The following is a 26,970-nucleotide window of genomic DNA, read 5'->3' on the forward strand; positions in this document are numbered from 1 at the left end:
ACGGGGCGGAGGCCGCTACTTGCCGGTGACCTTGTCGTGGAAGGTCTGGTCGTCGTGCTTCGCCCGCTTGTCGGCGCGCTTCTCCTTGATGCTCTTGGAGGACTTCTTGGACATATTGTGCCGTGGCGACTTGTCGCTCATGGTCTCTCCTGGTGTTAGGAAGCCGTGGTGGCTCCATTCCCCACGGTACGCCAGGATCGGCAGAGTGCCTGCGAGCGCGGTGCATCGGGGGCAGAATTTGCGGCAGGTGCGTGACCAGAACTCACGTCGGATTTTGCCCCCGAAAGGCCGCAGACCATGTCAGTGCTCGCCAGTTTTGCCTCAGCTCTTGCCGACGGGTCCGTCGAGGTCATCGACCTGACGAACCGGCTCTCCGCCGACACGCCGACCCTCCGGCTGCCGGAGCCGTTCGCCAACCTGATCGACTTCAGCCTGGAGGAGGTCAGCGCCTACAACGAACCGGGCCCCTTCTGGAAGCACCACAACATCCACACCGGGGAACACATCGGCACCCACCTCGATGCTCCGGTGCACTGGGTCAGCGGTCGCGACGGCCACGATGTCGCGAGCATTCCGCCCGCCCGGCTGGTCGGGCCGGCGGTGGTGATCGATGTGTGCGACCAGGTCGCCAAGGACCCGGACTTCCTCATGGACGTATCCCACATCGAGGCGTGGGAGGCGGACCACGGCCGGCTTCCGGCCAACGGGTGGCTGCTGATGCGCACCGGGTGGGACCGCTTCGCCGACGACCAGGACGCGTCATTGAACGTGGACGAGCATGGATCGCACACCCCGGGCATCACCGCCGAGGCCGCGCACTGGCTGGCGACGCAGCGCCCGATCTCCGGCTTCGGGGTCGAGACGGTCGGCATCGACGCGGGCCGCGGCGCCGAGCTGGACCCGCCCTTTGCGGCTCACTACCACCTGCTCGGGCATGACAAGTACGGCCTCACGTCGTTGCAGAACCTCGCGCTCCTGCCCGCAACCGGTGCGGTGATCGTGGTGGCTCCGTTGCCGATCGTCGGCGGGACCGGCAGCCCCGCACGCGCGCTCGCGCTCGTCGAGCCCTCGTGAGTGCCCGGCCGTGAACGTTGCCGAGCTCGTCGGGCGGACGCTGGTGGACGCGGGGATCGACCATGTATTCGGGGTCGTCGGGTCGGGCAACTTCGAGGTCACCGACGCGATGACCCGAGCCGGCGCGACGTATGTGGCGGCGCGGCACGAGAGCGGCGGCGCCACGATGGCCGATGCCTACGCCCGCATGTCCGGGAGCGTCGCGGCGCTGACGGTGCACCAGGGATGCGGACTCACCAACGCCATGACCGGGATCACCGAGGCCGCCAAGAGCCGCACGCCGATGGTCGTGCTGGCCGCCGAGGCGACCGCACCCCTGTCGAACTTCTACGTCGACCAGCCGGCGCTGGCCCGCTCGGTCGGCGCGGTGCCCCTGCGGGTGGACGATGCGGCGACCGCAGAGTGGACTGCTCGCCAGGCGGTGCAGCTGGCCCGGAACGATCGGCGGGTCGTGCTGCTCAACCTGCCGCTGGAGGTGCAGACCGCCGAAGCCCCGCAGCCGGAGGCAGCCGGCGCTGCGGCGAGCCCGCTCTGGGGCGCCGGGGCGGGGTCCCGGATGCTCGACCTACACGACCTACGGCGGCTGACCGATGCGCTGCAGCAAGCCCGGCGCCCGGTCTTCGTCGCCGGCCGCGGCAGCCGCGGCGCCGGGTGCCGTCAGGCGTTGGAAGCGCTCGCAGACCGGTGCGGCGCACTGCTGGCGACCTCTGCCGTGGCCAAGGGACTCTTCAACGGCAGCCCGTGGTCGCTGGACGTCTCAGGTGGATTCGCCTCACCGCTGGCCGCGGAGCTCATCTCCGGAGCCGACCTCATCGTCGGCTGGGGTTGTGCTTTGAACATGTGGACGATGCGACATGGTCGTCTCATCGCGGACGACGCGACGGTCGCCCAGGTCGACCTCGACGCCGACGCCCTCGGCGCCCATCGTGGCATCACCTTCGGCGTGCTCGGTGACGTGCGCGCCACGGCGCAGGCCGCGCTGCGCGCCCTCGCAGCTGACCCGCTGCCCGGGTACCGCACGCCGCAGATTCGTCAGGATATCGCGGCGCGGGTCTCCTGGTGCGATGTGCCGTATGCCGATGCCGGCGGCGCCGGGCGCATCGATCCCCGCGCGCTGTGCCTGGCCCTGGACAGGATGCTGCCCGATGAGCGCATCATCGGGGTGGACTCGGGTAACTTCATGGGATACCCGAGCATGTACCTGAGGGTGCCCGACGAGTTCGGCTTCTGCTTCACGCAGGCCTTCCAGTCGATCGGGCTCGGCCTGGCGACCACCATCGGCGCGGCGCTGGCCCGCCCGGACCGGCTGCCGATCGCCGCGCTGGGCGACGGGGGGGCGCTGATGTCGGCCGCCGAGCTGGAGACCGTCGCGCGGCTGCGCCTACCGATGGTGGTCGTGATCTTCAACGACCAGGCGTACGGCGCGGAGGTGCACCACTTCCGGTCGTCCGGTCGGGCTCTGGACAGCGTGACCTTCCCGGACACCGACTTCACCGCGATTGCGAAGGGATACGGTTTCGATGCACTCACGGTGAGATGCGTGGAGGACCTTTCCTCGGTCGGCGCGTGGTTGGCCGACCGGTCCAAGCCGCTGCTGATCGACGCGAAGGTTGTCGCGGACGAGCCCTCGTGGTGGCTCGCTGAAGCCTTCGGTCACTGAGTTGGTCCGTTCGATCGACCGTACGGAGTAGATTCTGGAACATGAACGAGTCGGGGGTCGACCCGCGTGGTGCTTCGCGGTGAGCTACGCAGACCTGCTGCCGAACGGGCTCACCGGTCGGCTCACCATCGCGACCCGCGGAGAGGATGGTCCGGGGGAGGCCGAGTTCCGCATTCGAGGGGGTACGGAGACCTATATCGCGCACTCCATGAGGCCGCTGGTCAAGGGCCAGGAGATCGTCTGTGTCGAGGTCCTCGGACCGCGCACCGTGCTGGTCGAACCGTGGGGCGAACTACTCGACTCGTTGTTGCGCCTATAAGGGCGTAGCGTGCTGCGCCTATGAGGGCGCACTGACTGACATCACAAAGGAGCACAACCATGTTCGGCTATCGGGTTCCGCAAGCGGACCAGGCAATGTTGATCTCCGGGGGCAAGTCATCCGGCACCTCACCCTTCCGCGTCGTTACCGGGCACGGGGCGTTCATCGTCCCGTTCTTCCGCAAGGCGCAGTTCCTCACCCTGGCGCTGTATGAGGCCGAGGTGGAGGAGCCGTGCGTCACGAAGCAGGGGATTCAGCTGTCCGTGCGGGCAGTCATCGCGGCCAAGGTCGGCAACGACTCGGAGTCCATCGTCAACGCCGGTCAGCGCTTCCTGTCCGACCAGGGGCAGATGGCGACGCTGACCGGACGCATCTTCGCCGGGCACCTGCGCTCGATCATCGGCTCGATGACGGTGGAGGAGATCATCACCGAACGACAGAAGCTGGCCGGTGAGGTGCTCGACGGGTCGAAGGGGGAGATGGCCAAGATGGGGCTGATCGTCGACGCCCTGCAGATCCAGAACATCGATGACGGCGGGTTGGGGTACATCAAGGCGATGGCCGCGCCGCACAACGCCCGCATCCAGCAGGCTGCTCAGATCGCCCAGGCCAGCGCCAACCAGGCGGCGGCGGAGGCGGAGCAGCAGTCTCGGCGCGCCCAGGCACAGTTCGAGCGGGACACGGCGGTGGCACGCGCGGGCTATGCAGCAGAGACCCAGTCGGCCGAGGCGAAGGCGGCCCAGGCGGGTCCGCTGGCCGAGGCGCAGTCCCAGCAGGAGGTCATCAACGCCCAGACCGACCTGGCCCAGCGACAGGCTCAGCTGCGTCAGCAGCAACTGGTCGCAGAGGTCGTCAAGCCGGCGGAGGCGGAGGCGGAGCGCGTGCGCATCCTGGCCAGGGCGGACGCCGAGAAGACCCAGATCCAGGCGGCCGCCGCAGCATCGAGCAACCGGGTCGCCCTCGACCAGGCGCTCATCGCCCAGCTGCCGCAGATTGTGGAGAAGGCGGCCAACGGGCTCGCGGGCGCCAATGTGACCATGCTGAACGGGTCCGACGGGCTGTCGGAGGTGGTATCGGGGCTGGCCAGCCAGGGTCTGGCAATCTTCGAGGCGCTGCGCGGTGACGTCGGCTCCGCCAAGAAGACTCAGGACTCGACCGGCGAGACCAAGGCGATCGAGACCCGGGACGACCACGCCGACCACGACGACGACGGAAGCAGCAATACTGCCTGGCCGAAGGCCTAGCAGCTGCGGGCGCGGAGCGGCGTGCCCACCAGGGCAGTGACTCATCGGCCGTTCGACGAGGCCGCCAGAATGGGCGCGTACCGCTCGGCGAACGGACTGGTTGAGAACGGCGTGCGCATCGCGCGCCCAGGTACAGGCCGAGGACCTGCACTCCTCGTGGCGCGAGTCCGAAGCGCATGGACTCGGTCGCCCTCGACAGTGCGGCCTCTCCTCGAGACCACGACGACCGCGCTACGGCAGGCAACCGACGATCATGGCCGAACGGCCGGGTGAAGGCCCGGGCCGAATGCCAACGCCAGGATGTGCAGACCCTCCAGGACCGCGCCGACACCGCTAAAGACCGTGCTCGGCGCGCGAAGATCGTTGCACTCCCGGCCCAGTTGGCCGAGCTCGAGACCCAAGGTCAACCACCTCGCGCCACCGGCGTGGGAAGCAGGCGATCAGTCCGACTTCTAAGGCGATCTGCGAACTCAGGACGGGACCCTATTATGCGCAATGCACTAATGGCCGGTTCCTATAGGAGGTGCCGGCTCTCGCCTCGCCCTACTCACTGCGCAGGAGCAACATCGTGCGAACGCCTCAGATGAGCGTCACCCCGTCGTCACCTACGCGAGCGGGCCGCGGCCTGGTGAAGACCCAGTCGAGGCGGCGCGCTGGAACCGCGGCGATCCTTGTCGGTGTGCTGCTCGGCGTTGCTGGCTGCTCAGCGTCCTCCACCACGCCGCCAGCAGCCTCCCGCACGGGCACAGCCACGATGCGTAAGACGACGGCGGCGCCCGCGTTCGGGCTGGCACCGGATGGTAGACCGGTCTATGCGCACACCAAGGTCGGCGAGCTCAGCCCGGTGGCGCGCCAGGCCCGCCAACTCGTCTACGTGCCGGACCAGCAGTCCGGCCGGCTGCAGATCATCGACCCGTACACCTACAAGGTGATCGCCACCTACCGGGTTGCTGCATCACCCGAGCACGTTGTGCCCAGCCACGACCTGCGCACCCTGTGGGTCAATTCCGACGTGGGTGATGCACTGACACCGATCAACCCACAGACCGGCAGGCTCGGCACACCGACCCGGGTCGGCTTCCCGTACAACCTCTACTTCACCCCGGACGGCCGGCATGCCCTGGTGATGGCGGAGAAGCTGGACCGCATCGATGTGCGCAACCCGACGACAATGGCGCTCCAGCACACCGTGCGGGTGCCGTGCGCCGGCGTCAACCACGCCGACTATACCGCCGACCTGAACCACTTCCTGGCCTCCTGCGAGTTCAGCGGCAAGCTGCTGGTCATCGACAAGGATGTCACGCGGGTCGAGCACGTCATCAACCTCAACACCATCAAGACCCCCGGCGCCACATCGGCCCAACAGGCGCACTCGATGGGCGGACCCAAGTCCAGCCTCAAGCCCGGCGCATCCGCGATGCCGCAGGATGTCCGCCTGACACCGAACGGCAAGTGGTTTCTTGCGGCCGACATGCTACGCAACGGCGTCTGGGTGATCAACGCCAAGACGTTCAAGGTCGACCGGTTCATCCACACCGGGTTGGGTGCTCATGGCATCTATCCTTCACGAGATGACACGAAGATCTACGTCAGTAACCGGGACGAGGGATCCATCTCGGTGCTCGACGCGTCGACCCTTGAACCCGTCGCCAAGTGGCGGATACCTGGCGGCGGCTCTCCGGACATGGGCGGTGTGAGCGCGGACGGCACTCAACTGTGGCTGTCCGGGCGGTACAACGCGGTCGTCTACGTGTTCGATACGCGCACCGGCAAGCTCACCCACGAGATTCCCGTCGACCCCGGACCGCACGGACTCCTGGTCTGGCCGCAACCTGGCCGGTACTCCCTCGGGCACACCGGTAACATGCGCTGAGTCGATGCGAGGCGATCGCGATGCACGTTCGCCGAACCTCCCACCGGTCAGCGGCGGCCGTGAATCTCCACGATCGTCGACAGATTCTCGGCGTTCTCTCCCCCGAGGAGGTACCCCACACCGCCTACGACTGCCGTGCCGAAGTCCGATGCCGGGCGCGGCAGGGAGCCGACGCGCCGGAACGTCCCGCGCGCTGGGTCGAATGCCAGCACACTCGTGGTCTCCACAGGGGGCGACCCGAGCCGCGTCTTGCCCCCCGCGACCAGGATCGTCCCGTCCAGCACCAGTGCCCCGGCATGTCCGAGGGCGATTGGCAGGTGAGCCACGACGGTGGTCATGCCTGAGGCGAGGTTGATGCGCTGGACGACGTCCGTCAGCGCTCCGCCCCGTTCGCCACCAAAGAGGTAGATCGCGTGGGGCACCGCGACCACAGCCGGATACCGCACGGGGACAGCGAGCGCGGCGACGTCGGCGAAGTGCTGCCCGTCCGTGGTTCGCAGGACGGTGCCACTCAACGCGCGACCGTCGAACCCACCGGCGACGTAGGCCGCGCCACCTGACCCAACCGCTACCAGGTCCGCTCGCGGCGTAGGCAGGTGTCCGACAACTCGACCCGTGCGGCCAGGAGAGACAAGCTGCACCGTTGAATCCACCGATGCGCCCCCTCCGCCGAAGACGATGTCCTGCCCCCGCAAGACGGCACCACCCGCGTCATGTACGGCATCGACCAGGCTCCCGTCGGCTGTGACCCGACCGGTGGTCGGATTAACCCGCCAGATCGCAGAGGTGCTGTGCGCACCGGTCGGCGCAAGACCACCGATGCACAACATCGTTGAGCCGTCCGCGAGCACGACGGGGCGCGACGTTGCCACGGGTAGGCGCATGCCCGAAGCACGGATCGTGAACGACAACGGCGCGACAGGCGCGGCCACGGGGCTGTGAACCGATGTATGCACAACTGTGCCGGACACTCCTGAGCCGCACGCCGCGACACCCGCGACACCCACACTGGTAGCAACACTCAACAGCACACGCCGATGGATTCTCACATCGGCAACTATGCCCAGACCCGATGAGCAGACGCTCAGGATTGGGTAGATCCCCCACCCCAGCGTCGAGGTCCCCGACCACGCCGAGGGGAGGATGCGGGGTGGAGTGCGATCGCCACCACTGGCCGGCGCCGTGATTCTGTCGATGCCCGGCACCGTGTACCAAGCGCCGCGCGGGCACACCGCAAGCCCTTACCCGGCTGGACCGCCGACGGCTGACCTTGGGGTGCTGTGCCCCGGTCACGGGTGGCGCTATTGGCATCTCAGGGTTTGCGTGCCAGCAGGACAGGCGAACTCGTTGTAGGGGACGAGGTGACCAGCGGGGCGCGGGAACGGAAAGGAGTACGCCCGCTCGGCACGACGATCCAGCCGAACCGCGTGCCGACTCAGTGAGGTTCCCCAGATCACAACCCCGTTACCCCGAAACGAACGTCCGGCGGCGACGATCACGCCGACGGGCCGTCTGACCTGCGGCAGCAAAGGTCTGGCATACGGGACGCCAGGGGCGCCCGGGATCCCGTAAAAGTCACGGCCCCCGATGGCGAGCATCGTGGTCTGATTGTCCGCACGGGCAGCATCTGCGCCTGCACCAGGTTCGGGTTGTTCGCATCCGGGGTGGTGACCGTCTGCCACCCGTCGGCGTAGTAGGAGGCCGCCCCGTTTCCGGGCAGGTCCAGGATCTGCCCGACGTGCCCGTTGCTGTCGCTGCCCTGCAACTCCACATTGACCAGGTCGGTCTTAAACGCCATCGTGCTCGCACCGGTTGCCGACACGGTCTGCTTGTTCAGCTGTTGCCGGGTCCCGTTGTAGGTCATCGCGAACGAGTACGTTCCGGGTGCGATGTCCGTGGTGACCGTCCTGGTGCTGCCGGCGGTGCCCAACCCCTGCCACCTACCGTCCGCGTAATAGGACACGGTCCCACCGGCCGGCGGGGAGGCCGCGGTGATCACCGACACATCGGCTCGTCGGCCACGTAGGCGGTGTGGGTGGATCAGTCCACCGCGACCCCGACCGGTTCGCCCCCGATGGGGACGGTGGCGGTGACCGCGTTGGTGGCCGCGTCGATCACCCCCACACTCCGGCTGGCCGAAGGGCTAGGCCGTGTGGGCGTGGCGGCGCAAGAAGGTGCGCACGGCCGCCCGGAACTCACCCAGCGACACCGACGGCATCACCTCGGCCCGCTGCACCGACTGGTCGCCCCTGGTGACCAGCGCGATCGCCTCCTTGGCGGACGTGACGGCGGCCGGGGGATAGGTGGCGATCTTGGCGGCAAGCCGCTGCGCAGTGGTGCGTGCCGTGCCGTCCGCGACGACCCGCGAGATCAGGCCCGTCGAATGGGCCTCGTCCGCCCGCAACAACCGCCCGGTCAGGTAGAGGTCCGAGGCGAGCGTGGCACCGGTCTTGGCCGTGATCCGCTCGACGAACGCGGGCGAGGCGAGGATCCCCAGGCGAGCAATCGGCATACCGATACGGGCCGACATGCCAAGGACCGCGAGGTCGCAGGCCAGCGCGAGCTGACATCCCGCCCCGATCGCGGCACCCTCGACGGCGGCAATGACCGGCACCGGCGCCCGCTCGATGGTCCGGAAGCAGTGCTCCATCGCGGTGAAGCATCGGTTCACGGCGGCCAGGTCGGCATCTTCCCACTCCGCCATGTCGAACCCCGTGCTGAATGTCTCCCCGTGCCCGGACAGCACCACGGCGCGTATGCCGTCCGCCTGGGCCGCCGACGTCACCTCCTGGGCCAGCCGACCCCAGTCGGCCTCGCCCAGGGCGTTGTTGCGATGCGCATCACCGACGACGATCGTGACGACGCCCCCCGCGCGCCCGACCGTGATGGTGCTCATGCATGGTCCGCAGTGGTTGCACGACGCCGTGCAGCCGGCTTGCCCACTGTGACCTGCAACTGCACTCTGGGCTCCTTGATCTGCGCGATGTGGTTGATCGACGGTCCGTCCTGGCGAGGATCCAGTCTTGTCGCCAGGGTGGAGTGCGTCAAGAAATCAAAGCACGGTCGGCTGAGAGACCGCTGCGCCGACGAGTACATCCGGGTCACGACTGCGACTCGGCGGGATCCGGGGAGGAGCGTTGGTCGGCGAGCAGCGCGACATGCAAGGAGACCCGGATGTCGGGGTCGTCCAGGTCGACGCCGAGCAGCCGCTCGGCCTTCGCGAGCCGGTCATAGAACGCCGGCCGGGACAGGTGGATACTGGCGGCGGCCTCGGACTTGCTGCCGGGATGCTGCAGCAGCGCCCAGATGGCATCGAGCAGTCGACTGCCCTCTCGCGCGTCGTGTGCCTTCAGAGCGTCGAGCTCGCGGCCCACGAAGAGCTGCAGCCGGTCATCGTCGGCCAGCAGGGTCAGCAGGCCGCGCAGGTGCACGTCCTCCAGCCAGTGCACGGCCCGGTCCGTCGTCTCGCGCGTCACCGACTCCGCCACGTGCTGCGCCTCGCGCAGGGTGCGGTCGATCTCCCCGGCCTGCACCGCTGCTCGGCCCGCCGCGACGATCACCTCGCGCCGGTGAGCGATCGACTTGGCCAGGTTCTCGGCGGCACGGACCGAGTCGGCCGTCGGCGGTATCGCGATGAGGACTCGGATGTCCCTGTCGATCTCGCACACCAGCGCGGGGACCCGCATGCGGTGCGCACCACGCACGACGGAGGCGATGACCTCGTCCACGAAGCCGTCCGGAAGGCGGGCGCGGCCGCCCGTGCTGACCCGTGGTCTCAGCGTGAGGCCGATGAACTTGCGCTTGACCGTAGGCAGTCCGGCCAGGTCGCAGCGTCGGAGCAGCTCGGGATCGGTCGGGTCCAGGAGCAGCGCGACAAGCAGCTCATGGTGGGTGCGGCGGGCCAGGCTGTCCCGGTGGCGGTCGTGCAGCCGGTGCAGGGCTAGTGCGGCGGCCGCGCGCTCCGCCGTCGCGATGAGACGTTGCGGCGGCTCCGTCGGCGTCTGGACGACCAGGCGCCCCCAGCCCCGGCCCTTGCGTCCGAGCCGGGTGACCAACCATCCGCTCGCCTGGTCCCACGAGGTGCGGCCCTCCAGGTGCACCCGACGAGACCGGATCTGCCAGTCGGCGAGGAAGTCGGTGATGTCACCCGGGCCGGCTCGGTAGTCCAGAACGCGGTGCTCCTCGTTTTCGAGGACGACGGCGGCGCCGGAGAGCCGCTGCACGGCCTCGAGGATCTCGCGCGGGCCGGCCTCGGCGATGCTGAGCTCAGTGAAGGTGTCATGGACGCGCTGGGCCTCCCGCAGCTCGGCCAGCTGCTCATCGACGATGCGCTCACCGACGGCCTGCGCGATGGACGCAAACCGCGCCTCGCGCGTCAGGGCCACGAGAGGCATCGCGAGCTGGTCACACGCCTGCGCCAGAGCGTGCGGGACCTGCGACCAGCGCCGGCCCAGCTCGATCAGCAGACCGGCGGCCTCACTGTCGCCGAGGCTCATGGCGAAGGCTCGCAGGTCGTCGTCGCTGTCCGGCAGGGCGATGCCGGTGGTCAGCACCAGGTCGCCGCCGCGCAGCAGGGGAGCGATGTCGGCCAGCTCGGTGGTGTGCACCCAGCGCACGGTCCTGCGCAGGCCGTCGCCGCCGGCCAGCACTCGTGGTCCCGCGCTGCGCACCATGGGCATCCGCAGCACGTCGGCAACGGTCAGCGCAGGCATGGCGCGTCCTTTCGGCTCTTCCTGGATTGTGCCGACATAGTGTCGGGATGGAGATAACAATCCTACAGAGTGTCGGGCCTCGTCGGTCGCCACGAGCCACACCATGGGAGTCCTACGACACAAAGGAGACCTCGATGAGCAAGGTGATCTCGCACTGGTTCGACGGAGCGGAGTCCCAGGGCACCGCACAGCGGTGGGCGGATGTCACCAATCCGGCGACCGGGCAGGTGACGGGTCGGCTTGCGCTGGCCGGCAAAGACGATGCCGACGCAGTGATTGCGTCTGCCGTCCGGGCGAGTGAGGCGTGGGCGAATACCTCGCTGGCGCGGCGGACCCAGGTCATCTTCGCCTTCCGGGAGCTGCTCAGCGCGCGCAAGGACGAGCTCGCCGAGCTGATCACCGCCGAGCACGGCAAGGTGCACTCGGATGCGTTGGGCGAGATCGCGCGCGGACTCGAGGTCGTGGAGCTCGCGTGCGGGATCTCCCAGCTGCTCAAGGGTGACTTCTCCGAGAACGCATCCACCGGGATCGACGTGCACTCCGTGCGGGCACCCCTTGGGGTCGTCGGCATCATCAGCCCGTTCAACTTCCCGGCCATGGTGCCGATGTGGTTCTTCCCGGTCGCCCTCGCCGCCGGCAACGCCGTCGTGCTCAAGCCGAGCGAGAAGGACCCGTCGGCCTCGATCTGGATGGCCAAGCTCTGGCAGGAGGCCGGACTGCCGGACGGCGTCTTCAACGTGTTGCAGGGCGACAAGACCGCCGTCGACGCACTGCTGACCAGCCCGGACGTCGATGCGATCAGCTTTGTCGGATCCACCCCGATCGCCCAGTACGTCTATGAGCAGGCGAGCAACCACGGCAAGCGGGTCCAGGCACTGGGTGGCGCCAAGAACCATATGGTCGTCCTGCCCGACGCCGACCTGGACGCGGCCGCCGATGCCGCGGTGAACGCCGGATACGGCAGCGCGGGGGAGCGCTGCATGGCCATCAGTGTGCTGGTCGCCGTCGAGCCGATCGCCGACGACCTCATCGCTCGCATCGCCGAGCGCACCGGCACGCTCGTGATCGGCGATGGCCGCCCGACGGACGAGAAGGAGGTCGACATGGGGCCGCTCGTCACCAAGGCCCACCGGGATCGCGTGGCGGGCTTCATCGACTCCGGCGAGAAGGCCGGCGCAAAGGTCGTCATCGACGGCCGTGAGGTCAAGCCGCGTGGTGACAAGGACGGATTCTGGTTGGGCCCAACGCTCTTCGACCATGTGACGGAAGACATGGACATATACACCGAGGAGATCTTCGGGCCGGTCCTGTCGGTGATCCGGGTCGAGACGTTCGAGGAGGCCGTCCAGCTGATCAACCGCAACGAGTACGGAAACGGCACCGCGGTCTTCACCAACGACGGTGGCGCCGCGCGACGCTTCTCCCGCGAGGTGCAGGTCGGGATGGTCGGTGTGAACGTGCCGATCCCGGTCCCTGTCGCCTACCACTCCTTCGGCGGCTGGAAGCGCTCGCTCTTCGGCGACACGCACGCCTACGGCACCGAGGGCGTGCACTTCTTCACCCGCTCGAAGGTCATCACCTCCCGCTGGCCGGACCCGGGCACCCGTCATGAGGGCGGTCTCGAGCTGGGGTTCCCGCAAAATGACTGAGCGGAGCACGGACCTGGCCGGCGCGGAGCGGGCCTACGAGCTGGATCGCCGGCATGTCTTCCACTCGTGGTCGGCCCAGGAGAAGCTCGACCCGATGGTGGTCACCAAGGCCGAGGGTGCCTACGTGTGGGACGGTGCCGGCAACCGATACCTCGACTTCGCCTCGCAACTGGTCTTCACCAACCTGGGTCACCAGCACCCGAAGGTGGTGCGGGCGATCCAGGAGCAGGCGGCGATCCTGTGCACCATTGCGCCGGGCACCGTCAACGATGCGCGGTCCGAGGCTGCCCGGCTCATCTCGACGCACACGCCGGATGGGCTGGACCGGATGTTCTTCACGAACGGTGGCGCGGACGCGAACGAGCACGCCATCCGGATGGCCCGGCTGCATACCGGCCGACCGAAGGTGCTGTCGAGATATCGCTCCTACCACGGGGGCACGCATCTGGCCGTCAACGTCACGGGCGACCCGAGGCGCTGGGCGAGCGATGCCGCCGCCGACGGGGTAGTTCACTTCTTCGGGCCGTTCCTCTATCGCAGCGCCTTCTCGGCGACCACGCAGGAGGAGGAGTGCGAGCGTGCGCTCGCCCATCTGGAGCAGGTGATCCAGCTCGAGGGGCCCTCGACGATCGCCGCGATCCTGCTCGAGTCGATTCCGGGGACGGCCGGGATCATGGTGCCGCCGCCGGGCTACCTACGCGGTGTCCGCGAGCTGTGTGACCGCCACGGCATCATGTTCATCGCCGACGAGGTGATGTCCGGATTCGGCCGGGCGGGCAAGTGGTTCGCGGTCGAGCACGACGACGTGGTCCCGGACCTGATGACCTTCGCCAAGGGCGTCAACTCCGGCTATGCTCCGCTCGGTGGCGTCGCGATCGGCGAGCCGATCTATCGCACCTTCGCCGAACGGGTCTACCCCGGCGGGCTGACCTACTCCGGTCATCCGCTGGCGTGCGCGGCAGCGGTCGCGACCATTCACGCGATGGAGGACGAGGGCGTCGTCGAGCATGCCGAGCGGCTGGGGCGCGAGGTCCTCGGCCCGGGGCTGCAGGCACTCGCGGGCAAGCATGAGTGGATCGGGGAGGTGCGTGGCACGGGCGCATTCTGGGCACTGGAGCTCGTGTCCGACCGCGCGACAAGGGAGCCGCTCGCACCGTATGGCGCAAGCAGCCCGGAAATGGCGGCCATCCTTGCGGCCTGCAAGACGCGTGGCCTGCTGCCGATGGCCAACTTCAATCGGATCCACTGCGTGCCACCGCTCAACACCTCGGTCGATGAGGCACGTGAGGGGCTGGCGATCCTCGACGAGGCTCTCACCGAGGCGCGAACCTCGGCGGGGTAGCGCCGCCCACCCGTCAACAGCGGACATACAGGCAACTGCCAGGCTGGGCACGGAACGGTTCCATACCGTCGATTGGCGACGCTCGACGCACCGTTCGGGCCCCCGATATGGGCGGAGGCCGGACTTGGCACACAGAAAGACCTCGCGGCGGGTACGTCGGCGCAGGACCTTGCTGGGGCTGGCGATCATCGTCGTCATCGCGCTGGGGCTGGGCGTGGTGGCCTATGTTCATCTTGACAGCAACCTGCGCACCCTGAGGCTGACCGGCGGCGGGTCGGAGCACGCGAACAGCGCGGGCGCCACCCCGATCAACGTCCTGGTGATCGGCTCGGACACTCGGGCGAGCTCGGCCGACTGCAAGCTGGGCGGAGACTGCAGCGCGCAGGCCAGTACCTCCACCGATGCGACGTCGGTGGGCGCCAACGCCGATGTCGAGATGCTGGTGCACATCTCGGCCGATCGCAGCAACGCCACGGTCATGAGCATCCCGAGGGACACAGTCGTCGACCTGCCGGCCTGCACGAACCCGACCACGGGCGCGACCGTGCCGGCGCACCGCGATCGCATCAACAGCACGTTCGCGAATGGTCCGAGCTGCACCGTCTCCGCCATCCATCGGCTGACCGGTGTGCCGATCGATCACTTCATGGTCATTGACTTCGCCGGGGTAGTGCGGATGTCCGATGCGGTTGGTGGGGTGAAGGTGTGTGTGAACCAGAACGTCTACGACCCCTATTCCCACCTGAAGCTGGCCAAGGGGTCGCACACTCTGACCGGCCTTGCCGCCTTGGAGTTCCTGCGCACCAGACACGGATTCGGCGATGGAAGTGACCTCGGGCGAGAGGCCGCCCAGCATCTGTTCCTGGCCGCGATGCTGCGCCAGATGGAGCAGGCCTCGACGCTGGCCAACCCGGTGAAGGTGTATGAGCTGGCCGATGCCGCCACCAAGGCGATCACCGTCGATCCGGGACTGGGCAGTGTCAAGGACCTGGCCTCCCTGGCCTACCAGGTCAACAAGGTGCCGGGCAGCCACACGACCTTCATCACGATGCCCACGATCCCCAACCCGCAGAACTCGGCGACGGTGATCCCCGGTCCCACTGCCGCAGCGCTCTTTCGCGAGCTTGCCGCGGACATCTCGCTCACGCAGAAGAAGAAGGCTCGCTCCAGCACCGCTGCGCGCACGAGCGCGGCGACGCACCCGAGCGCGACCCCGAGCGCCTCATCCAACAGCGACCGCACGACCGTCACGGCGGCGACCGGATGCGCCCAGGTGAGCACTCAGGGCACGGTGACGGTGAATGGTCAGGTGATGACGCCGACGCAGGCGTATGCCGCAAGTCCACGCGTGCCGGTGTCGGCGCCCTGACCGAGGGAGCGCCAACTGGTTCACGGTCCGAACTAGCGAGCGTAGGCTGGGGCCGTGACCATGGAGTCCCACCTTCTCGAGATCGACGCAGTGCGTGCCTTGACACGGGCCGCCCGGCTGATGGAGCGTGCGGCGGGTGACTTGACGCTCGCGCAGTATCGCGTCCTGTCCGCAGTTGCCGAAGGCACCAGCCGAGCGTCCCGACTGGCGAACCGCCTTGCGCTGGGCAAGCCGGCCGTCAGCGGCCTTGTCGACGCTCTGTGCCACAAGGGAATGCTGCGCCGCGGCGCCGTGCCCGATGACCTGCGTGCCGTGACCCTGACCTTGACCGACGAGGGCGGGGCCGCGCTACTCGCCGCCGAGGCCGGGATGAGCGCCGAGCTGCGCACACTGGCCGGATTCGCCGACGACCCGGCCGGGCTGATCGTGGGGATTGCCCGCCTCGGTGCGGCGATCGAGGCGGCCGCACAGGTGTCCGACGAACCGCTGACCACGGGCACGCGGCGGTGACCGCGACCGACCAGTTGACCACGCTGCGTGGCGGAACGACCGCGGGCAGCCCGGACGTCGGTTGGGTGCGCCGCCTGCTCAGTTGCGTCTTGCAGCATCGCCGCGACGCTGCTCTGGCCTTCGGTGCAGCGATCGTGGGCGGCCTGCTGCAGGTCGCGGTCCCGCTCATCGCCCGCGAGATCGTCGACAAGGTCATCATCGCGCGCACCTCACCGCTCTGGCCGTGGCTGACTCTGCTCGCCGTGGTCGCGCTCGCCGCCTTCGGCTGCTCCTACGTGCGGCGCTATCGCGGTGGCAGGGTGTCGCTGAGCGTGCAGTGGGACCTGCGCAACCGGATGCACGACCACCTGCAGCAGATGGACCTGACGACCTTGGGCACCATGCCGACCGGCCAGCTGGTGGCCCGTGCCAACTCCGACTCGACGCTCGTGCAGGCACTGCTTGGCTTCTTTCCCATCGTCAGCGGCAACGCCCTGCTGATGGTGCTGTCACTGGTCGTGATGTTCATCCTGTCGCCGCTGCTCGCGCTCGTCGCGATGGTGGTTGCCCCCGCCCTGCTGATCGTGTCCTACCGAATGCGCACCAAGGTCTTTCCCGCGAGCTGGGACGGCCAGCAGCGTGAGGGGGACGTGGCACAGATCGTCGACGAGGACGTCACCGGCGTCCGCGTGGTCAAGGCATTCGGCCAGGAGCATCGCGAGCTGCAACGAATCGTCCAGGCATCCGAGCGTCTCTACGGCTCCCGGATGCGCGCGGTTCGGCTGCAGGCCCGATACCAGCCGCTGATGGAGGCGGTGCCGGTCCTCGGACAGGTCGCGGTCCTCGCCGTCGGTGGCGCGATGGCGCTGCACGGAGCGCTGAGCATCGGCACCTTCTTGGCCTTCTCGACCTACGTCGCCGCGTTCGTCGCGCCGGCCCGACAGCTTGCCGGCATCCTGACGATCGGGCAGCAGGCCCGCGCCGGTGTCGAGCGGATCTTCCAGCTGCTGGAGACCGAGCCGACGATCACGGACCCGGCCGATGGGGCATCGCTCGGCGTGCTGTCCGGCGAGCTCTCCTGGCAGGACGTCACCTTCGGGTACGCCGAGCCCGGGCATCCCCAGGGAGAGCCGGCCGAACACCGCGTCCTCGACGGCTTCAGCCTGCACGTGAGTCCGGGTGAGCGGGTCGCGCTCGTCGGGGCCAGCGGGAGCGGCAAGTCCACGGCGGCGTTGATGCTCTCCCGCTTCCATGACCCACAGCGCGGCACAGTGCTGGTCGACGGGGTGGATGTGCGCACTGTCCGGCTGCCCGACCTGCGCAGCCAGATCGCCTACGCCTTCGAGGACAGCTTCCTCTTCTCCGACACCGTCGGCGCCAACATCGCGTATGGCCGGCCCGGCGCCTCCGTCGACGAGGTGGCCGAAGCGGCACGGGTCGCCTGTGCGGACGAGTTCATCAGCGCCCTTCCCCAGGGTTATGACACCCCGATCGGGGAGCGGGGGATGACCCTGTCCGGTGGGCAGCGACAGCGGATCGCGTTGGCCCGCGCGGTCCTTGCCGACCCGGCGGTGCTGGTGCTGGACGACGCCACCAGCGCGGTGGATGCGGGCACCGAGGAGCGGATCCTGGGCGGACTGCGGCAGGTCCTCACCGAGCGGACCACCCTGCTGGTGGCGCACCGCGTTTCGACGCTGCGCCTGGCCGACCGGGTGGTGCTGGTCGAGCAGGGACGGACCACCGAGACCGGCACCCACGAGGAGCTGATGCAGCGCAGCCGGCGCTACCGGGAGCTGGTGTCCGGGCTGGACGTCGAACCCACCGGCCGGGTCGACGGCCGTATCGAGACGCTTGCCCAGCTGACCGCCCAGGGACGCACCGACGCCGCGTGGACCCGGCAGGCCGCAACCCCGGAGCCGACCGGCAACGTGCGACCGCTGAACGCGCCAGGCCTCGGTGGCGGCCTCGGTGGCGGCGGGGGTGGTTGGCGGCTCGCGCTGGCCCCGACTCCGGACCTGCTCGCGCGGGTCGACTCACTGCCAAGAGTCCGCGACTTCCCGACCGTCGACGTCGGGGTGGAGTCGCGGCAAGACCGTGACTTCTCGCTGCGGCGCCTTTTGCGCGAGTTTCGTCGACCGCTGTTACTGGCACTGGTTTTCGTTGTGCTTGACGCTGTCGCAGGGCTGGCCGGACCAGCACTGGTGAAGGTCGGCGTGGATGACGGGGTGGTCGCGGGGTCCGGCCACGTGCTGATGATCGCCACGCTGATCTTCCTGGGCGCGACGCTTATCGCCGCGGTCAACGGCGCAGCCGAGACGTTCGTGGTCGGACGGGTGGCCGAGCGACTCATGCTGTCCCTGCGAGTGCGCATCTGGGCGCAGCTGCAGCGCATGTCCCTGGACTACTACGAGCGCGAGATGGCCGGTCGGATCATGACCCGGATGACCACGGACGTCGACTCGTTCGAGAATCTGGTCGAGAACGGGCTGCTGAATGCGCTGGTTGCGGCGGTGACCTTCGTCGGAGTAGGCGCCGCGCTGCTCGTGCTCGACCTGCCGCTGGGTCTGGCCACGCTGAGCGTCGTGATCCCCTTGGTCTTTGCGACGATCGCGTTCCGCCGTCGGGCCGCCAGCCTCTATACGGTGGCGCGCGAGCGCATCGCCATCGTGAACGCCGACTTCCAGGAGAGCCTGTCGGGCATCCGGGAGTCGCAGGCATTCGCCCACGAGGAGCTGACCGCCCAGCGGTTCCAGCGGTTGGGCCGCGACTACCTCGAGTCCCGGGTGGCCGCTCAGCGGCTCGTCGCGACCTACTTCCCCTTCGTCCAGCTGCTGTCGGCAGTCGCCGATGTCGTCGTGCTCGGGCTCGGCGCGACACTGATCGAGCATGGGCACCTGACCACCGGCGCACTGATCGCGTTCCTGCTCTACATCAACATGTTCTTCTCACCGATCCAGCAGCTGTCCCAGGTCTTCGACGCCTGGCAGCAGACCCGGGTGTCCGTCGATCGCATCGCCGAGCTGATGCGCCTGGAGACGCTGACACCCCAGGCCGAACGTCCGATCGAGCCGAGCCGGCTGGACGGCGAGGTCGAGGTGGCGGGAGTGCACTTCACCTACCCGGTCGTCGAGCTGACCCGCACCCGGCGCGGACCTCAGGACGCGCACGTGCCGGTCGCACCCATGTCGGCGGCGCCGCCGGAGGCCTTGCGCGGCATCGACATCCGCGTCGCCACCGGTCAGACGATTGCGCTGGTGGGGGAGACCGGCGCCGGGAAGTCGACGGTGATGAAGATGCTGGCGCGGTTCTATGACCCGGGCAGCGGACGGGTGAGCGTCGACGGCATGGACCTTCGGCAGCTGGACCGGGACGCTTTTCACCGTCAGCTCGGCTATGTGCCGCAGGAGATGTTCCTCTTCACCGGCACCGTCCGCGACAACGTCGCGTATGGCCGGCCGGAGGCCAGTGATGCCGCGGTCGAGGCGGCGGCGCGGTCAGTGGGCGCGCACGACTTCATCTCCGCGCTGCCCGGTGGCTATCACCACCCGATCAGCGAGCGCGGTCGCTCGTTGTCCGCCGGGCAACGTCAGCTGATCGCCCTGGCTCGGGCCGAGCTGGTCGACCCTGCGATCCTGCTGCTGGACGAGGCGACCGCGAATCTGGACCTGGTGACCGAGGCGCAGGTGGTGTCCGCCATGCACCGGGTGAGTGGGCAGCGGACGACCGTGTTGATCGCGCACCGCCTGCCGACCGCGCGGGCCGCCGATCGGATCGTGGTGCTGCACCGCGGGCAGGTCGCCGAATCCGGCTCGCACCAGGAGCTGCTGGCTGTGGGCGGGCGGTATGCCGCGATGTGGCAGGCCTTCGAGTCGGCCGGCGAGAAGTAGTCCCTGCGACGACGCGAACACGGTTTTGCCGACCAGGGCCTAGGAGGCGGCGCTCGGGCACCCTATGGTGGCACTGACGAGATGATCTGCTCCCGGAGGCCTGATGACGACCACGTTCCCGCTCGAGACCCACGACGGCACGCAGCTGCAGGTCTACCGGTGGTTGCCCGACGGGCCGCCGACGGCGATCGTGCAGCTGGCGCACGGGATGGCCGAGCACGCCGGGCGCTACGAGCGATTCGCGAAGGCGCTCACCGATGTCGGCTATGTCGTGTATGCCGATGACCATCGCGGTCACGGCCTGACCGCCGCGGGCGTCGATGCGGGCTATTTCGCCGACAGGGGCGGTTGGGACAAGGTCGTGGAGGATCTTTCAACCGTCGCGCAGCACGCCCGAGAGGAGCACCCCGGGCTGCCGCTGGTGCTCTTCGGCCACAGCATGGGGTCGTTCATGGTGCGGGAGTATGCGATCCGGCACGGCAGTGAGCTGGCCGCCCTCGTGGTGTGCGGCACCGCCGGCGACCCCGGAATGCTCGGCAAGGTCGGTGGAGTAGTTGCGTCACTCGAGGGACGGATTCGTGGCCGCAAGCACCCCAGCAACCTGATGAACAAGCTGACCTTCGGGCAGTACAACGCGCAGTTCAAGCCGAAGCGGACCGACTTTGACTGGCTGTCGCGTGATCCCGCCGAGGTCGACAAGTACGTGGCCGACCTGCAGTGCGGCGCGGTGTTCTCCGATGGGTTCTTCTCCGACCTGCTGGGTGGACTCGCGCATCTGCAACGGGACGACGAGGTCGCCAAGGTGCCGAATGACCTACCGGTGCTGCTCATCTCGGGTGACAAGGACCCGGTCGGCGACAATGGCAAGGGCGTGAGAGCCGTTGCGGCACAGCTAGAACGGGCCGGCGTGCGCGACGTGACGACGACGCTCTATCCGGGAGCACGGCACGAGCTGCTCAACGAGACGAACCGCGATGAGGTCACTGCCGACGTGGTTTCCTGGATCCGAGAGCACCTGCGCCGCGACTGACCCGCCCTGCGCGCGTCAGAACTTGTCGCCGGTGCGCCAGGCCATCTCCTGCAGCGTCAGGGTGTTTCCGTCCGGGTCGGCGAGCGACGCATATTTGACTCCGCCGCCGACATCTTCGATGGTGCCGACCTCGACGCCGCGACCCACCAGCTCGGCACGGGCCTGCTCGATGTCCGCGACGACGAGGTGTAGTCCCTTGACGGCTCCCGGGACGCCGTCGTCGTAGACCGGCAGGCCGGTGCCCATCCCGATGGAGCATGCGGAGCCGGGCGGCGTGACCTGCACGATCCGCATACCCGGCATCGGTTGCACGTCGACGTCCGCGACGAAACCGAGCTGGTCGGTGTAGAACGCCTTCGCGCGATCCACATCGGTGACCGAGATGGGGATCAGTTCCAGCTTCATCTTCATGCGGATGCACCGCTTTCTGTCAGGGGCTGTGATCGGACCGTCTCGGTAGCGGGATGGGGTTGGATCTGGCGCAGCCGCGACCATTGAGCCACGGGTCTGCCGGCAGTGCGCCACGGGTGCTCGCCGGCCGGGACGCGTGGCCAGCCGTCGGGGGAGGCCTCCCAGCGCTCCTGTCGGCCGAAAACGGTCAGATCCAGGGCGTGATAGCTGGTCATCAGCGCCTCGGTGCCGCGGTCGGTCGTCCAGTAGGTCTCGAACACCTGGCCCTCGTCGTCACGGACGTAGCAGGCAATGAAGCCGAAGCCGCGGCCGGCAAGCAGTGCAGTCGCGTCGCGAGCGGAATACCACGGCCAGTTGTAGCCCATGAACGCCGCGAACTCGGCTGACTCCTCGTAGGCACCCTGCGAGAACACCGCATACGTGACATCGCGTGCGTGCAGGTAGTCCAGGGTGTGCATGTGACAGGTGGAGAAGGTGCAGCCTTCGCACTGGTCGGCGAGGGAGGCGCCGTCGTGCCACATGTGGAAGTAGGCGATCAGCATCCGGCGACCCTCGAAGACGTCCACCAGCGGGACCGGTCCAGCGGCTCCGGTGACGGTGGCCGACGGGACCGCCGTCATCGGTAGACGCCGTCGCTCGGCGGCGATCGCGTCACCCTCTCGGGTGTGCGCCTTCTCCCGGTCCAGGAGGGCATCGCGGGCCGCGGACCAGGAGGCCCGGCTCACGGCTGGTGGCAGGACGAGCCGTTGTTGCGAGCCGGGCGGGCTGACGGCCGTGCGGGTGGTGCCGGGTTCGGCCGACATCGCGGGGATGCCGGCATCGGCGCCGGTAGGGTTGGGCATGATCATCGCCTCCGGTAGGTGCGCCGCTGGAGCAGGCGCTGTATGTCTGGGTGTCGAAACTGGCGCGCCGGTTTCGACACCTGGACATACAACCGTTTCGCAGCCACGGAGGCAACCATGAAGTATCTGATCCTGATCCACAGCAACGCCCACTTCCAGCAGCGCTGGGAAGCGCTCAGCGAGGCCGAACGGGAAAACTTCGGTCGAGGGCATTTCGCACTGTCCGATGACCTTGCGGCGTCCGGTGAGCTGGTCGCCTCCGAGGGCCTGGCTGATCCGTCCTTGGCCACGTGGGTCCGCACCCGAGATGGGCAGACCGTCAGCAGCGACGGACCGTTTGTCGAGGTCAAGGAGCACCTGGCCGGCTTCTACCTGGTCGACGTCGACAGTGAGAAGCGGGCCGTCGAGGTCGCCGCCCGGATCCCGGACGCGGTGTGGGGGCTGGTCGAGGTGCGGCCGGTGCTCGACATGAGCGGGTGGGACGTCTGAACCAGCTGGACGGGCCGGACGAGTTGCGGCTGCGCGAGCTGTCGGCTCGGGCGCTGGGCATCCTCGTGCGCCGGCACGGTGGGTTCGACAGCTGCGAGGATGCCGTGCAGGAGGCATTGGTAGTGGCCGCGCGGGACTGGCCGCGGGACGGCTGGCCGGCCAATCCGCTCGGTTGGCTGATCACCGTCGCGTCGCGCCGGCTGGTCGAGATCTGGCGCAATGAGGCGGCCCGCCGCGGCCGGGAGGAGCGGTATGCGCTGACGTCGCTGGGCGATCCGGCTCCCGTGCCGCAGGCTGACGACACGCTGACCCTGCTCACTCTGTGCTGTCACCCCGCCTTGACCCGGCCGGCTCAGGTGGCACTGACGCTGCGTGCGGTCGGTGGCCTCACGACGGCCGAGATTGCGCGTGCACTCCTCATTCCGGAAGCCACTGCCGGGCAGCGAATCAGCCGGGCCAAGGCGCGCATCAAGGCGGCCGGCGCACGGTTCGAGGAGCCTCGCGAGGATGAGCGCACTGAACGACTGGCGTCCGTGCTGGAGGTGTTGTACCTGATCTTCAACGAGGGCTCCACCACCAGCTCCGGCCCGGCGCTGCACCGGGTTGAGCTCTGCGCAGAGGCGATCCGGTTGACCCGCCAGCTCTACGCCAGCCTGCCGCACGAGGGCGAGGTGGCCGGCCTGCTCGCGCTCATGCTGCTCACCGACGCCCGGCGGCCGGCCCGCACTGACGCCGAGCGCCGACTGATCCCTCTGGCAGAGCAGGACCGCAGTCGCTGGAACCGCGCGGCGATCGACGAGGGTGTCGCACTGCTGACCCCCGTCCTGGCGACTGCTCCTCCTGGGCCGTTTCAGCTGCAGGCCGCCATCAGCGCGGTGCACGACGAGGCGGCCAGCGTCGCCGAGACCGACTGGCCCCAGATCCTCGGTCTCTACGACATCCACCTGCTGTTGGCACCCGGGCCGATGGTCACCCTCAACCGGATCGTCGCCGTGGCAATGGTGCATGGGGCCGAGGTGGCCCTGGCAGAGCTGGCCGAGGCGGCTCGCGCTCCGGCGCTCGACGGGCACTACCGAGTCCATGCCGTGCGGGCGCACCTGCTCGACCAGGTCGGTGACTCGAAGCGTGCGCACGAGGAGTATCTCGGCGCCGCACGTCGCACCAAAAGCCTTCCCGAACAGCGCTATCTGCAGGCTCGTGCCGACGCCGCCCGGGCCCGGTCAGACGCGTCCAGTGGCGAGTAGGTAGCAGAGCTGAGGTCTCGGGTCGTCGGGGAGGACTCGAACGCCCGCGCGAGCCGCATCGCTGCGGCGTAGTCGTCGTCGGTCGGGTCGCCGGTGACCTCCAGGGCCAGCTCGGCCGGCCGCTCGAGCCCGACGACGCTCACCTCGGCGAACCCGGCGGCGGTGATCTCGTCCTCGAGCTCTTCGGGTGTGTGGAAGTGGCCCGCACGCTCGAGCTGGGAGTGCCATCCCGCAGGAGGTCCAGCCACGCATTCGGGGCGGCCAGCAGCTCCGCCCGATTCCGTGCGACCGCGGCGAAGGCCAAGAGGCGGGGGATTGCGGCCGCGTGCACAAACCCGACCGCCCCGTCGCTGATCTGATCGTCCTGGACCTCAAGCTGTCCGGCTGGCCGGCCCAGGGCGTGCGACAGGGTCCGACCGCGACCCGCGAAGGCCGGGTATCGGATCTGTCGCAACGCCGAGGAGCGACGTCGACTCGTCCTCGCATACTGCTACGCGCAGGTGTCAGACGGCCGGCATCGGCACAAATCGGATACGGCATACCTCTCGACTGCATCTCCCGCAGACCTCGAGCACGAGCTCGGGGTTGCGCCCGGCGACCTGCGTGACCCGAATTAGCGAAGACTCCGAACGCGTCAGTAGCGAGAATGCCACCGCACGCATCGTCGGGAGTGCCGGATGACCTACCGGCCACTCCCGGAAGTGGAGACTCCCCAGTGCCCGCGGCAGGATTCGAACCGCGACAGCAGCCGACGGGAATGATGATCGCGTTGGTCGACGCGATGGGTACTTCGATGGCTCAGTCGCAACGCTCGGTACATACGAGCAGCTTTTTGACGTCGCGCCTGGGCCAGGAGTTGGCCCGTTCGACCATTCACCGGACGCTGGCATGCGGCGGTGGCCCCATGATCCCCGCGGCAGGCGAAACTCCTCCAACGGGTCGGCGATCCAGTCGTCCCGGCAGCCAGGAATCCGTGGCCGGTGGCACCCCAACGGGTGCACATCCACACGATCGGGAAGCAGTGCGGCGGAGCGGTTCCGGGTCGGTTGACGGTGGAAGATGGCGATCCGCCCCACGACACGCCGACCTGACCGCACCTTCCGCGGGATCTCGTAGTCCTCTCTCAGCCGCGGCCAACCACATGCTCAGTCTCGCCCATCAGAGTTCGTAGCAGCGAAAGGATGCGGATGCCGAAAGCCAAGAAGGACAATCGGTCGGCTAGCAGCGTGGGAAACCCGCGGCGGATTCTCGCCGTAGGCGGTGTGCTGGCCAGCGCGGTGCTCACTGCGGGGACCGGGACGGCGCAGGCCGAACCGGCTCCATCCGTGATGACGCCCACCGTGACAGGAACGGCGGCGCCCACAACCGCTCCGCCGGCCGGGGCCCGCGACGCGGAGCGGGCGGCCAAGGTTGCGATCAACGCGGCCGGAGGAATCACCGCACTCTCAGTCAACCGAGGCCCCAGTGGAGGTCACCTGACGCGCGTGCTCCTGCCCTCGGGCGACCATGCATACGTCATCGAAGACGCCACCTTCATCGTCCGCTCGATCCGCGTGGATACCTCCCCAAAGTCGGCGAGGTAGCCGTGCGGGTGCGGCAGCGAGGCTGCCCGGTTGGCAGACCAGCCCGTGCGTGCTGCGGTCCGGCCCCGTTCCACCTGGTAGTCCCCTCGGACCGTTGAGATCCGGGGGGACTACCAGTGCCGGTCTTCCTTCTCCTTCGGCTTCACGGCGGCCCGGCCAGGAGGAGCGGTGCTCCTATCGTCCGTTGCTGCGGGGCGAGCCCGCACCCGATGGTGTGTGCGGTGAGCTGGTCCTGCCTTGGCCGTCCGATCTCTGGTCGGCGTGGTCGTTGCCGTGCTCCGTGTTCTGGGCGAGGACGCGCCCGTTGCCGGCATCGATGATCACCTCGGTCTGCGCCGTGGCGGTGGCGACGTTGACCGTGTAGACGACGTTGCCGCCCTCGTTGGCGAGTTCGACCCCGGTCACGGTGCCACCGGGGATGGCGTGTGCCCCGGCCCGCGCGGCCTGGGCCAGGTCGACCTTGGCGAGCTTGCTCAGGGCGAGATCGTCGGCGCCCTCGTTGCCCGAGTCGCCGGTGGCTCTGGTGGTCACCGACGAGTGGTACGCCACGTGGTCACCGGCGTCGCCGCCGACGTGGCCGGTCGCCGAGGCCCACCCGGCGCCGCCGAGCAGGGCCGCGCCGGTAACAGGCAGGGTCAGCATCACGATCCGGCGTTTGGGGAGTCTGGGGGTTTTCATGGTCCGTCCTTTCCTGAGGGTCTGGATGACCCGGTGTGCTGTGCAGCCTTGCTTTCCCGCTCTGAGGTGGCGCTGAGTGCGCCTGAGCAAAATCCATAGCGGGCCTCTCGTCGCGCCGCCTGAGAGCCGGCTCAAGTGCGTTCAGGTGTGGCACAGCAGCAGCGCGCCATCGTGACCAGTACCGGGCCGACCTGTAGTGGAGACCACCGGAGAGGCGGCCGCAGAGAAGGAGCACGACATGGACAGCAACGCGATGGCACGGTGCGAGGTCGACAGTGGGAGGCCGGTGATGTCTGCGAGGCGGGAGCCGGTGGCGGTCTACGTCGATCTGGACAACACGCTGATCAAGGGCTCGGCGCTGTTTCACGTGGGCCGGGGTCTGGCGGCGCAGCACGTGATCGGCCGGGCCGCCCTCGTGCAGCTGGCCGCCCAGCACGCGGCCTACCGCCTGGTCGGGGAATGCCCCCGGCTGGTCCAGGCCGCGCACCAGCGCGGCCTGTCCCTGGCCGCCGGGTTACCGGTCGCCGAGGTGCTCACCGGCGTCGAGCAGCTCTACGACCGGGTGCTCGCACCGCGCCTGTGGCCCGGAACGGTGCGGTTGCTGGCCGCGCATCGGGAAGTCGGCACCCCGGTCTGGCTGGCTACTGCCGCGCCGGTCGAGCTCGCCACCCTGATCGCGGACAGGCTGGGGCTGTCCGGCGCACTGGGCACCCGGGCCCAGCAGTTTCAGGGCGCCTGGACCGGCCGGTTGGACGGACCACTGCTGCACGGCGCAGCCAAGGCGGCAGCGGTCACGCAGCACGCCCGGCAGCAGGGCTGGGACCTGGGCGACTGCGCCGCCTACAGCGACTCGGTCAACGACCTGCCGCTGCTGACCGCGATCGGGCAGCCGGTCGCGGTCAACCCGGACCGTCGGCTGCGTCGGGTAGCCGGCCACCACCAGTGGCCGGTCTACGACTTTCGCGCCTGCCGACTGGGCGCCCACGGGCACCGACCCCAGGCCGCCCTCGACCCGAGGGATGCCGGGGCACTTCCCCTGGCCGGCCACTGACCCCACCGCATTCACCCTCGGGGT

At 68.7% G+C, this 26,970-nt stretch carries 25 protein-coding genes; 15 read left to right on the forward strand and 10 right to left on the reverse strand.

Annotated features, from left to right (window positions below; genetic code table 11):
- Positions 1-15: 15 nt before the first annotated feature.
- Positions 16-141: a hypothetical protein gene (locus tag FGL98_RS26670; protein ID WP_281289140.1), complete on the reverse strand. Its 126-nt coding sequence runs from the start codon at positions 139-141 to the stop codon at positions 16-18.
- 156 nt (positions 142-297) lie between these two features.
- On the opposite strand from FGL98_RS26670, the gene FGL98_RS02015 reads away from it, so the two are divergent.
- The 5 genes from FGL98_RS02015 to FGL98_RS02035 all read left to right on the forward strand — a co-directional run bounded on the left by FGL98_RS02015 (position 298) and on the right by FGL98_RS02035 (position 6,170).
- Positions 298-1,074 carry a cyclase family protein gene (locus FGL98_RS02015; protein ID WP_146314990.1) on the forward strand — a complete coding sequence of 259 codons (777 nt, stop codon included), beginning with the start codon at positions 298-300 and terminating at the stop codon, positions 1,072-1,074.
- Between the two features lie 10 nt (positions 1,075-1,084).
- Positions 1,085-2,734 carry a thiamine pyrophosphate-binding protein gene (locus FGL98_RS02020; protein WP_146314991.1) on the forward strand — a complete coding sequence of 550 codons (1,650 nt, stop codon included), beginning with the start codon at positions 1,085-1,087 and terminating at the stop codon, positions 2,732-2,734.
- A 79-nt stretch (positions 2,735-2,813) separates the two neighbouring features.
- On the forward strand, positions 2,814-3,053 hold the full coding sequence (locus FGL98_RS02025; RefSeq protein ID WP_146314992.1) for a hypothetical protein: 240 nt from the start codon (positions 2,814-2,816) through the stop codon (positions 3,051-3,053).
- Positions 3,054-3,112: 59 nt separating this feature from the next.
- Positions 3,113-4,297, forward strand: coding sequence for a flotillin family protein (locus FGL98_RS02030; protein ID WP_146314993.1), 1,185 nt, complete (start codon positions 3,113-3,115; stop codon positions 4,295-4,297).
- Positions 4,298-4,865: 568 nt separating this feature from the next.
- On the forward strand, positions 4,866-6,170 hold the full coding sequence (locus tag FGL98_RS02035) for a YncE family protein (RefSeq protein ID WP_222431966.1): 1,305 nt from the start codon (positions 4,866-4,868) through the stop codon (positions 6,168-6,170).
- A 47-nt stretch (positions 6,171-6,217) separates the two neighbouring features.
- Here the strand turns inward: FGL98_RS02035 and FGL98_RS02040 are convergent, their stop codons facing one another.
- The 5 genes from FGL98_RS02040 to FGL98_RS02060 form a co-directional block, all read right to left on the reverse strand.
- Positions 6,218-7,042 (reverse strand): Kelch repeat-containing protein, encoded by an 825-nt coding sequence (locus FGL98_RS02040; RefSeq protein ID WP_186525928.1) that lies wholly within the window; start codon positions 7,040-7,042, stop codon positions 6,218-6,220.
- A 623-nt stretch (positions 7,043-7,665) separates the two neighbouring features.
- A complete protein-coding gene (locus FGL98_RS02045; protein ID WP_146314995.1) occupies positions 7,666-8,175 on the reverse strand; it encodes a hypothetical protein in 510 nt (169 codons plus the stop codon).
- Between the two features lie 35 nt (positions 8,176-8,210).
- The gene (locus FGL98_RS27015) at positions 8,211-8,369 is read right to left on the reverse strand and encodes a hypothetical protein (RefSeq protein ID WP_146314996.1); all 159 of its coding nucleotides are present in this window, start codon (positions 8,367-8,369) and stop codon (positions 8,211-8,213) included.
- Positions 8,314-9,066, reverse strand: a complete 753-nt coding sequence (locus tag FGL98_RS02055; protein ID WP_146314997.1) for an enoyl-CoA hydratase/isomerase family protein — start codon at positions 9,064-9,066, stop codon at positions 8,314-8,316. The genes FGL98_RS27015 and FGL98_RS02055 overlap by 56 nt, the downstream gene beginning before the upstream one ends.
- Positions 9,067-9,271: 205 nt before the next feature.
- The gene (locus FGL98_RS02060; RefSeq protein WP_146314998.1) at positions 9,272-10,882 is read right to left on the reverse strand and encodes a PucR family transcriptional regulator; all 1,611 of its coding nucleotides are present in this window, start codon (positions 10,880-10,882) and stop codon (positions 9,272-9,274) included.
- Between the two features lie 134 nt (positions 10,883-11,016).
- Here FGL98_RS02060 and FGL98_RS02065 point away from each other — a divergent pair, with 134 nt between their 5' ends.
- The 6 genes from FGL98_RS02065 to FGL98_RS02090 all read left to right on the forward strand — a co-directional run bounded on the left by FGL98_RS02065 (position 11,017) and on the right by FGL98_RS02090 (position 20,648).
- Entirely contained in the window at positions 11,017-12,531 is a 1,515-nt protein-coding gene (locus FGL98_RS02065; RefSeq protein ID WP_146314999.1) for a CoA-acylating methylmalonate-semialdehyde dehydrogenase, read from the forward strand.
- The gene (locus tag FGL98_RS02070) at positions 12,524-13,873 is read left to right on the forward strand and encodes an aspartate aminotransferase family protein (RefSeq protein WP_146315000.1); all 1,350 of its coding nucleotides are present in this window, start codon (positions 12,524-12,526) and stop codon (positions 13,871-13,873) included. Before FGL98_RS02065 ends, FGL98_RS02070 begins: the two co-directional genes overlap by 8 nt.
- A 124-nt stretch (positions 13,874-13,997) precedes the next feature.
- Positions 13,998-15,242, forward strand: a complete 1,245-nt coding sequence (locus tag FGL98_RS02075) for an LCP family protein (protein ID WP_222431968.1) — start codon at positions 13,998-14,000, stop codon at positions 15,240-15,242.
- 60 nt (positions 15,243-15,302) lie between these two features.
- Positions 15,303-15,752 (forward strand): MarR family winged helix-turn-helix transcriptional regulator, encoded by a 450-nt coding sequence (locus tag FGL98_RS02080; RefSeq protein WP_146315102.1) that lies wholly within the window; start codon positions 15,303-15,305, stop codon positions 15,750-15,752.
- Positions 15,749-19,618: an ABC transporter ATP-binding protein gene (locus FGL98_RS02085; RefSeq protein WP_146315002.1), complete on the forward strand. Its 3,870-nt coding sequence runs from the start codon at positions 15,749-15,751 to the stop codon at positions 19,616-19,618. Before FGL98_RS02080 ends, FGL98_RS02085 begins: the two co-directional genes overlap by 4 nt.
- A gap of 103 nt (positions 19,619-19,721) precedes the next feature.
- On the forward strand, positions 19,722-20,648 hold the full coding sequence (locus FGL98_RS02090; RefSeq protein ID WP_342779932.1) for an alpha/beta hydrolase: 927 nt from the start codon (positions 19,722-19,724) through the stop codon (positions 20,646-20,648).
- A gap of 15 nt (positions 20,649-20,663) precedes the next feature.
- Here FGL98_RS02090 and FGL98_RS02095 read toward each other — a convergent pair whose 3' ends face one another.
- Together FGL98_RS02095 and FGL98_RS02100 are read right to left on the reverse strand one after the other, a co-directional pair.
- Positions 20,664-21,059: a VOC family protein gene (locus FGL98_RS02095; protein ID WP_146315004.1), complete on the reverse strand. Its 396-nt coding sequence runs from the start codon at positions 21,057-21,059 to the stop codon at positions 20,664-20,666.
- Entirely contained in the window at positions 21,056-21,901 is an 846-nt protein-coding gene (locus FGL98_RS02100; protein ID WP_222431970.1) for a DUF899 family protein, read from the reverse strand. Before FGL98_RS02100 ends, FGL98_RS02095 begins: the two co-directional genes overlap by 4 nt.
- Before the next feature lie 117 nt (positions 21,902-22,018).
- Here FGL98_RS02100 and FGL98_RS02105 point away from each other — a divergent pair, with 117 nt between their 5' ends.
- Positions 22,019-22,390, forward strand: coding sequence for a YciI family protein (locus FGL98_RS02105; protein WP_146315005.1), 372 nt, complete (start codon positions 22,019-22,021; stop codon positions 22,388-22,390).
- A complete protein-coding gene (locus tag FGL98_RS02110; protein WP_246136328.1) occupies positions 22,378-23,634 on the forward strand; it encodes an RNA polymerase sigma factor in 1,257 nt (418 codons plus the stop codon). Before FGL98_RS02105 ends, FGL98_RS02110 begins: the two co-directional genes overlap by 13 nt.
- Here FGL98_RS02110 and FGL98_RS02115 read toward each other — a convergent pair.
- Positions 23,574-23,882 (reverse strand): hypothetical protein, encoded by a 309-nt coding sequence (locus tag FGL98_RS02115; RefSeq protein WP_146315006.1) that lies wholly within the window; start codon positions 23,880-23,882, stop codon positions 23,574-23,576. The genes FGL98_RS02110 and FGL98_RS02115 overlap by 61 nt on opposite strands.
- 939 nt (positions 23,883-24,821) lie before the next feature.
- On the opposite strand from FGL98_RS02115, the gene FGL98_RS02120 reads away from it, so the two are divergent.
- Positions 24,822-25,217: a hypothetical protein gene (locus FGL98_RS02120; protein ID WP_146315007.1), complete on the forward strand. Its 396-nt coding sequence runs from the start codon at positions 24,822-24,824 to the stop codon at positions 25,215-25,217.
- Between the two features lie 174 nt (positions 25,218-25,391).
- Here FGL98_RS02120 and FGL98_RS02125 read toward each other — a convergent pair whose 3' ends face one another.
- Positions 25,392-25,895 carry a PepSY domain-containing protein gene (locus FGL98_RS02125; RefSeq protein ID WP_146315008.1) on the reverse strand — a complete coding sequence of 168 codons (504 nt, stop codon included), beginning with the start codon at positions 25,893-25,895 and terminating at the stop codon, positions 25,392-25,394.
- Positions 25,896-26,133: 238 nt separating this feature from the next.
- Here FGL98_RS02125 and FGL98_RS02130 point away from each other — a divergent pair, with 238 nt between their 5' ends.
- Positions 26,134-26,946, forward strand: a complete 813-nt coding sequence (locus FGL98_RS02130; RefSeq protein ID WP_146315009.1) for an HAD family hydrolase — start codon at positions 26,134-26,136, stop codon at positions 26,944-26,946.
- The last annotated feature ends 24 nt before the right edge of the window (positions 26,947-26,970 follow it).

This window comes from Leekyejoonella antrihumi (genome assembly GCF_007845645.1).
Classification (GTDB): domain Bacteria; phylum Actinomycetota; class Actinomycetes; order Actinomycetales; family Dermatophilaceae; genus Leekyejoonella; species Leekyejoonella antrihumi.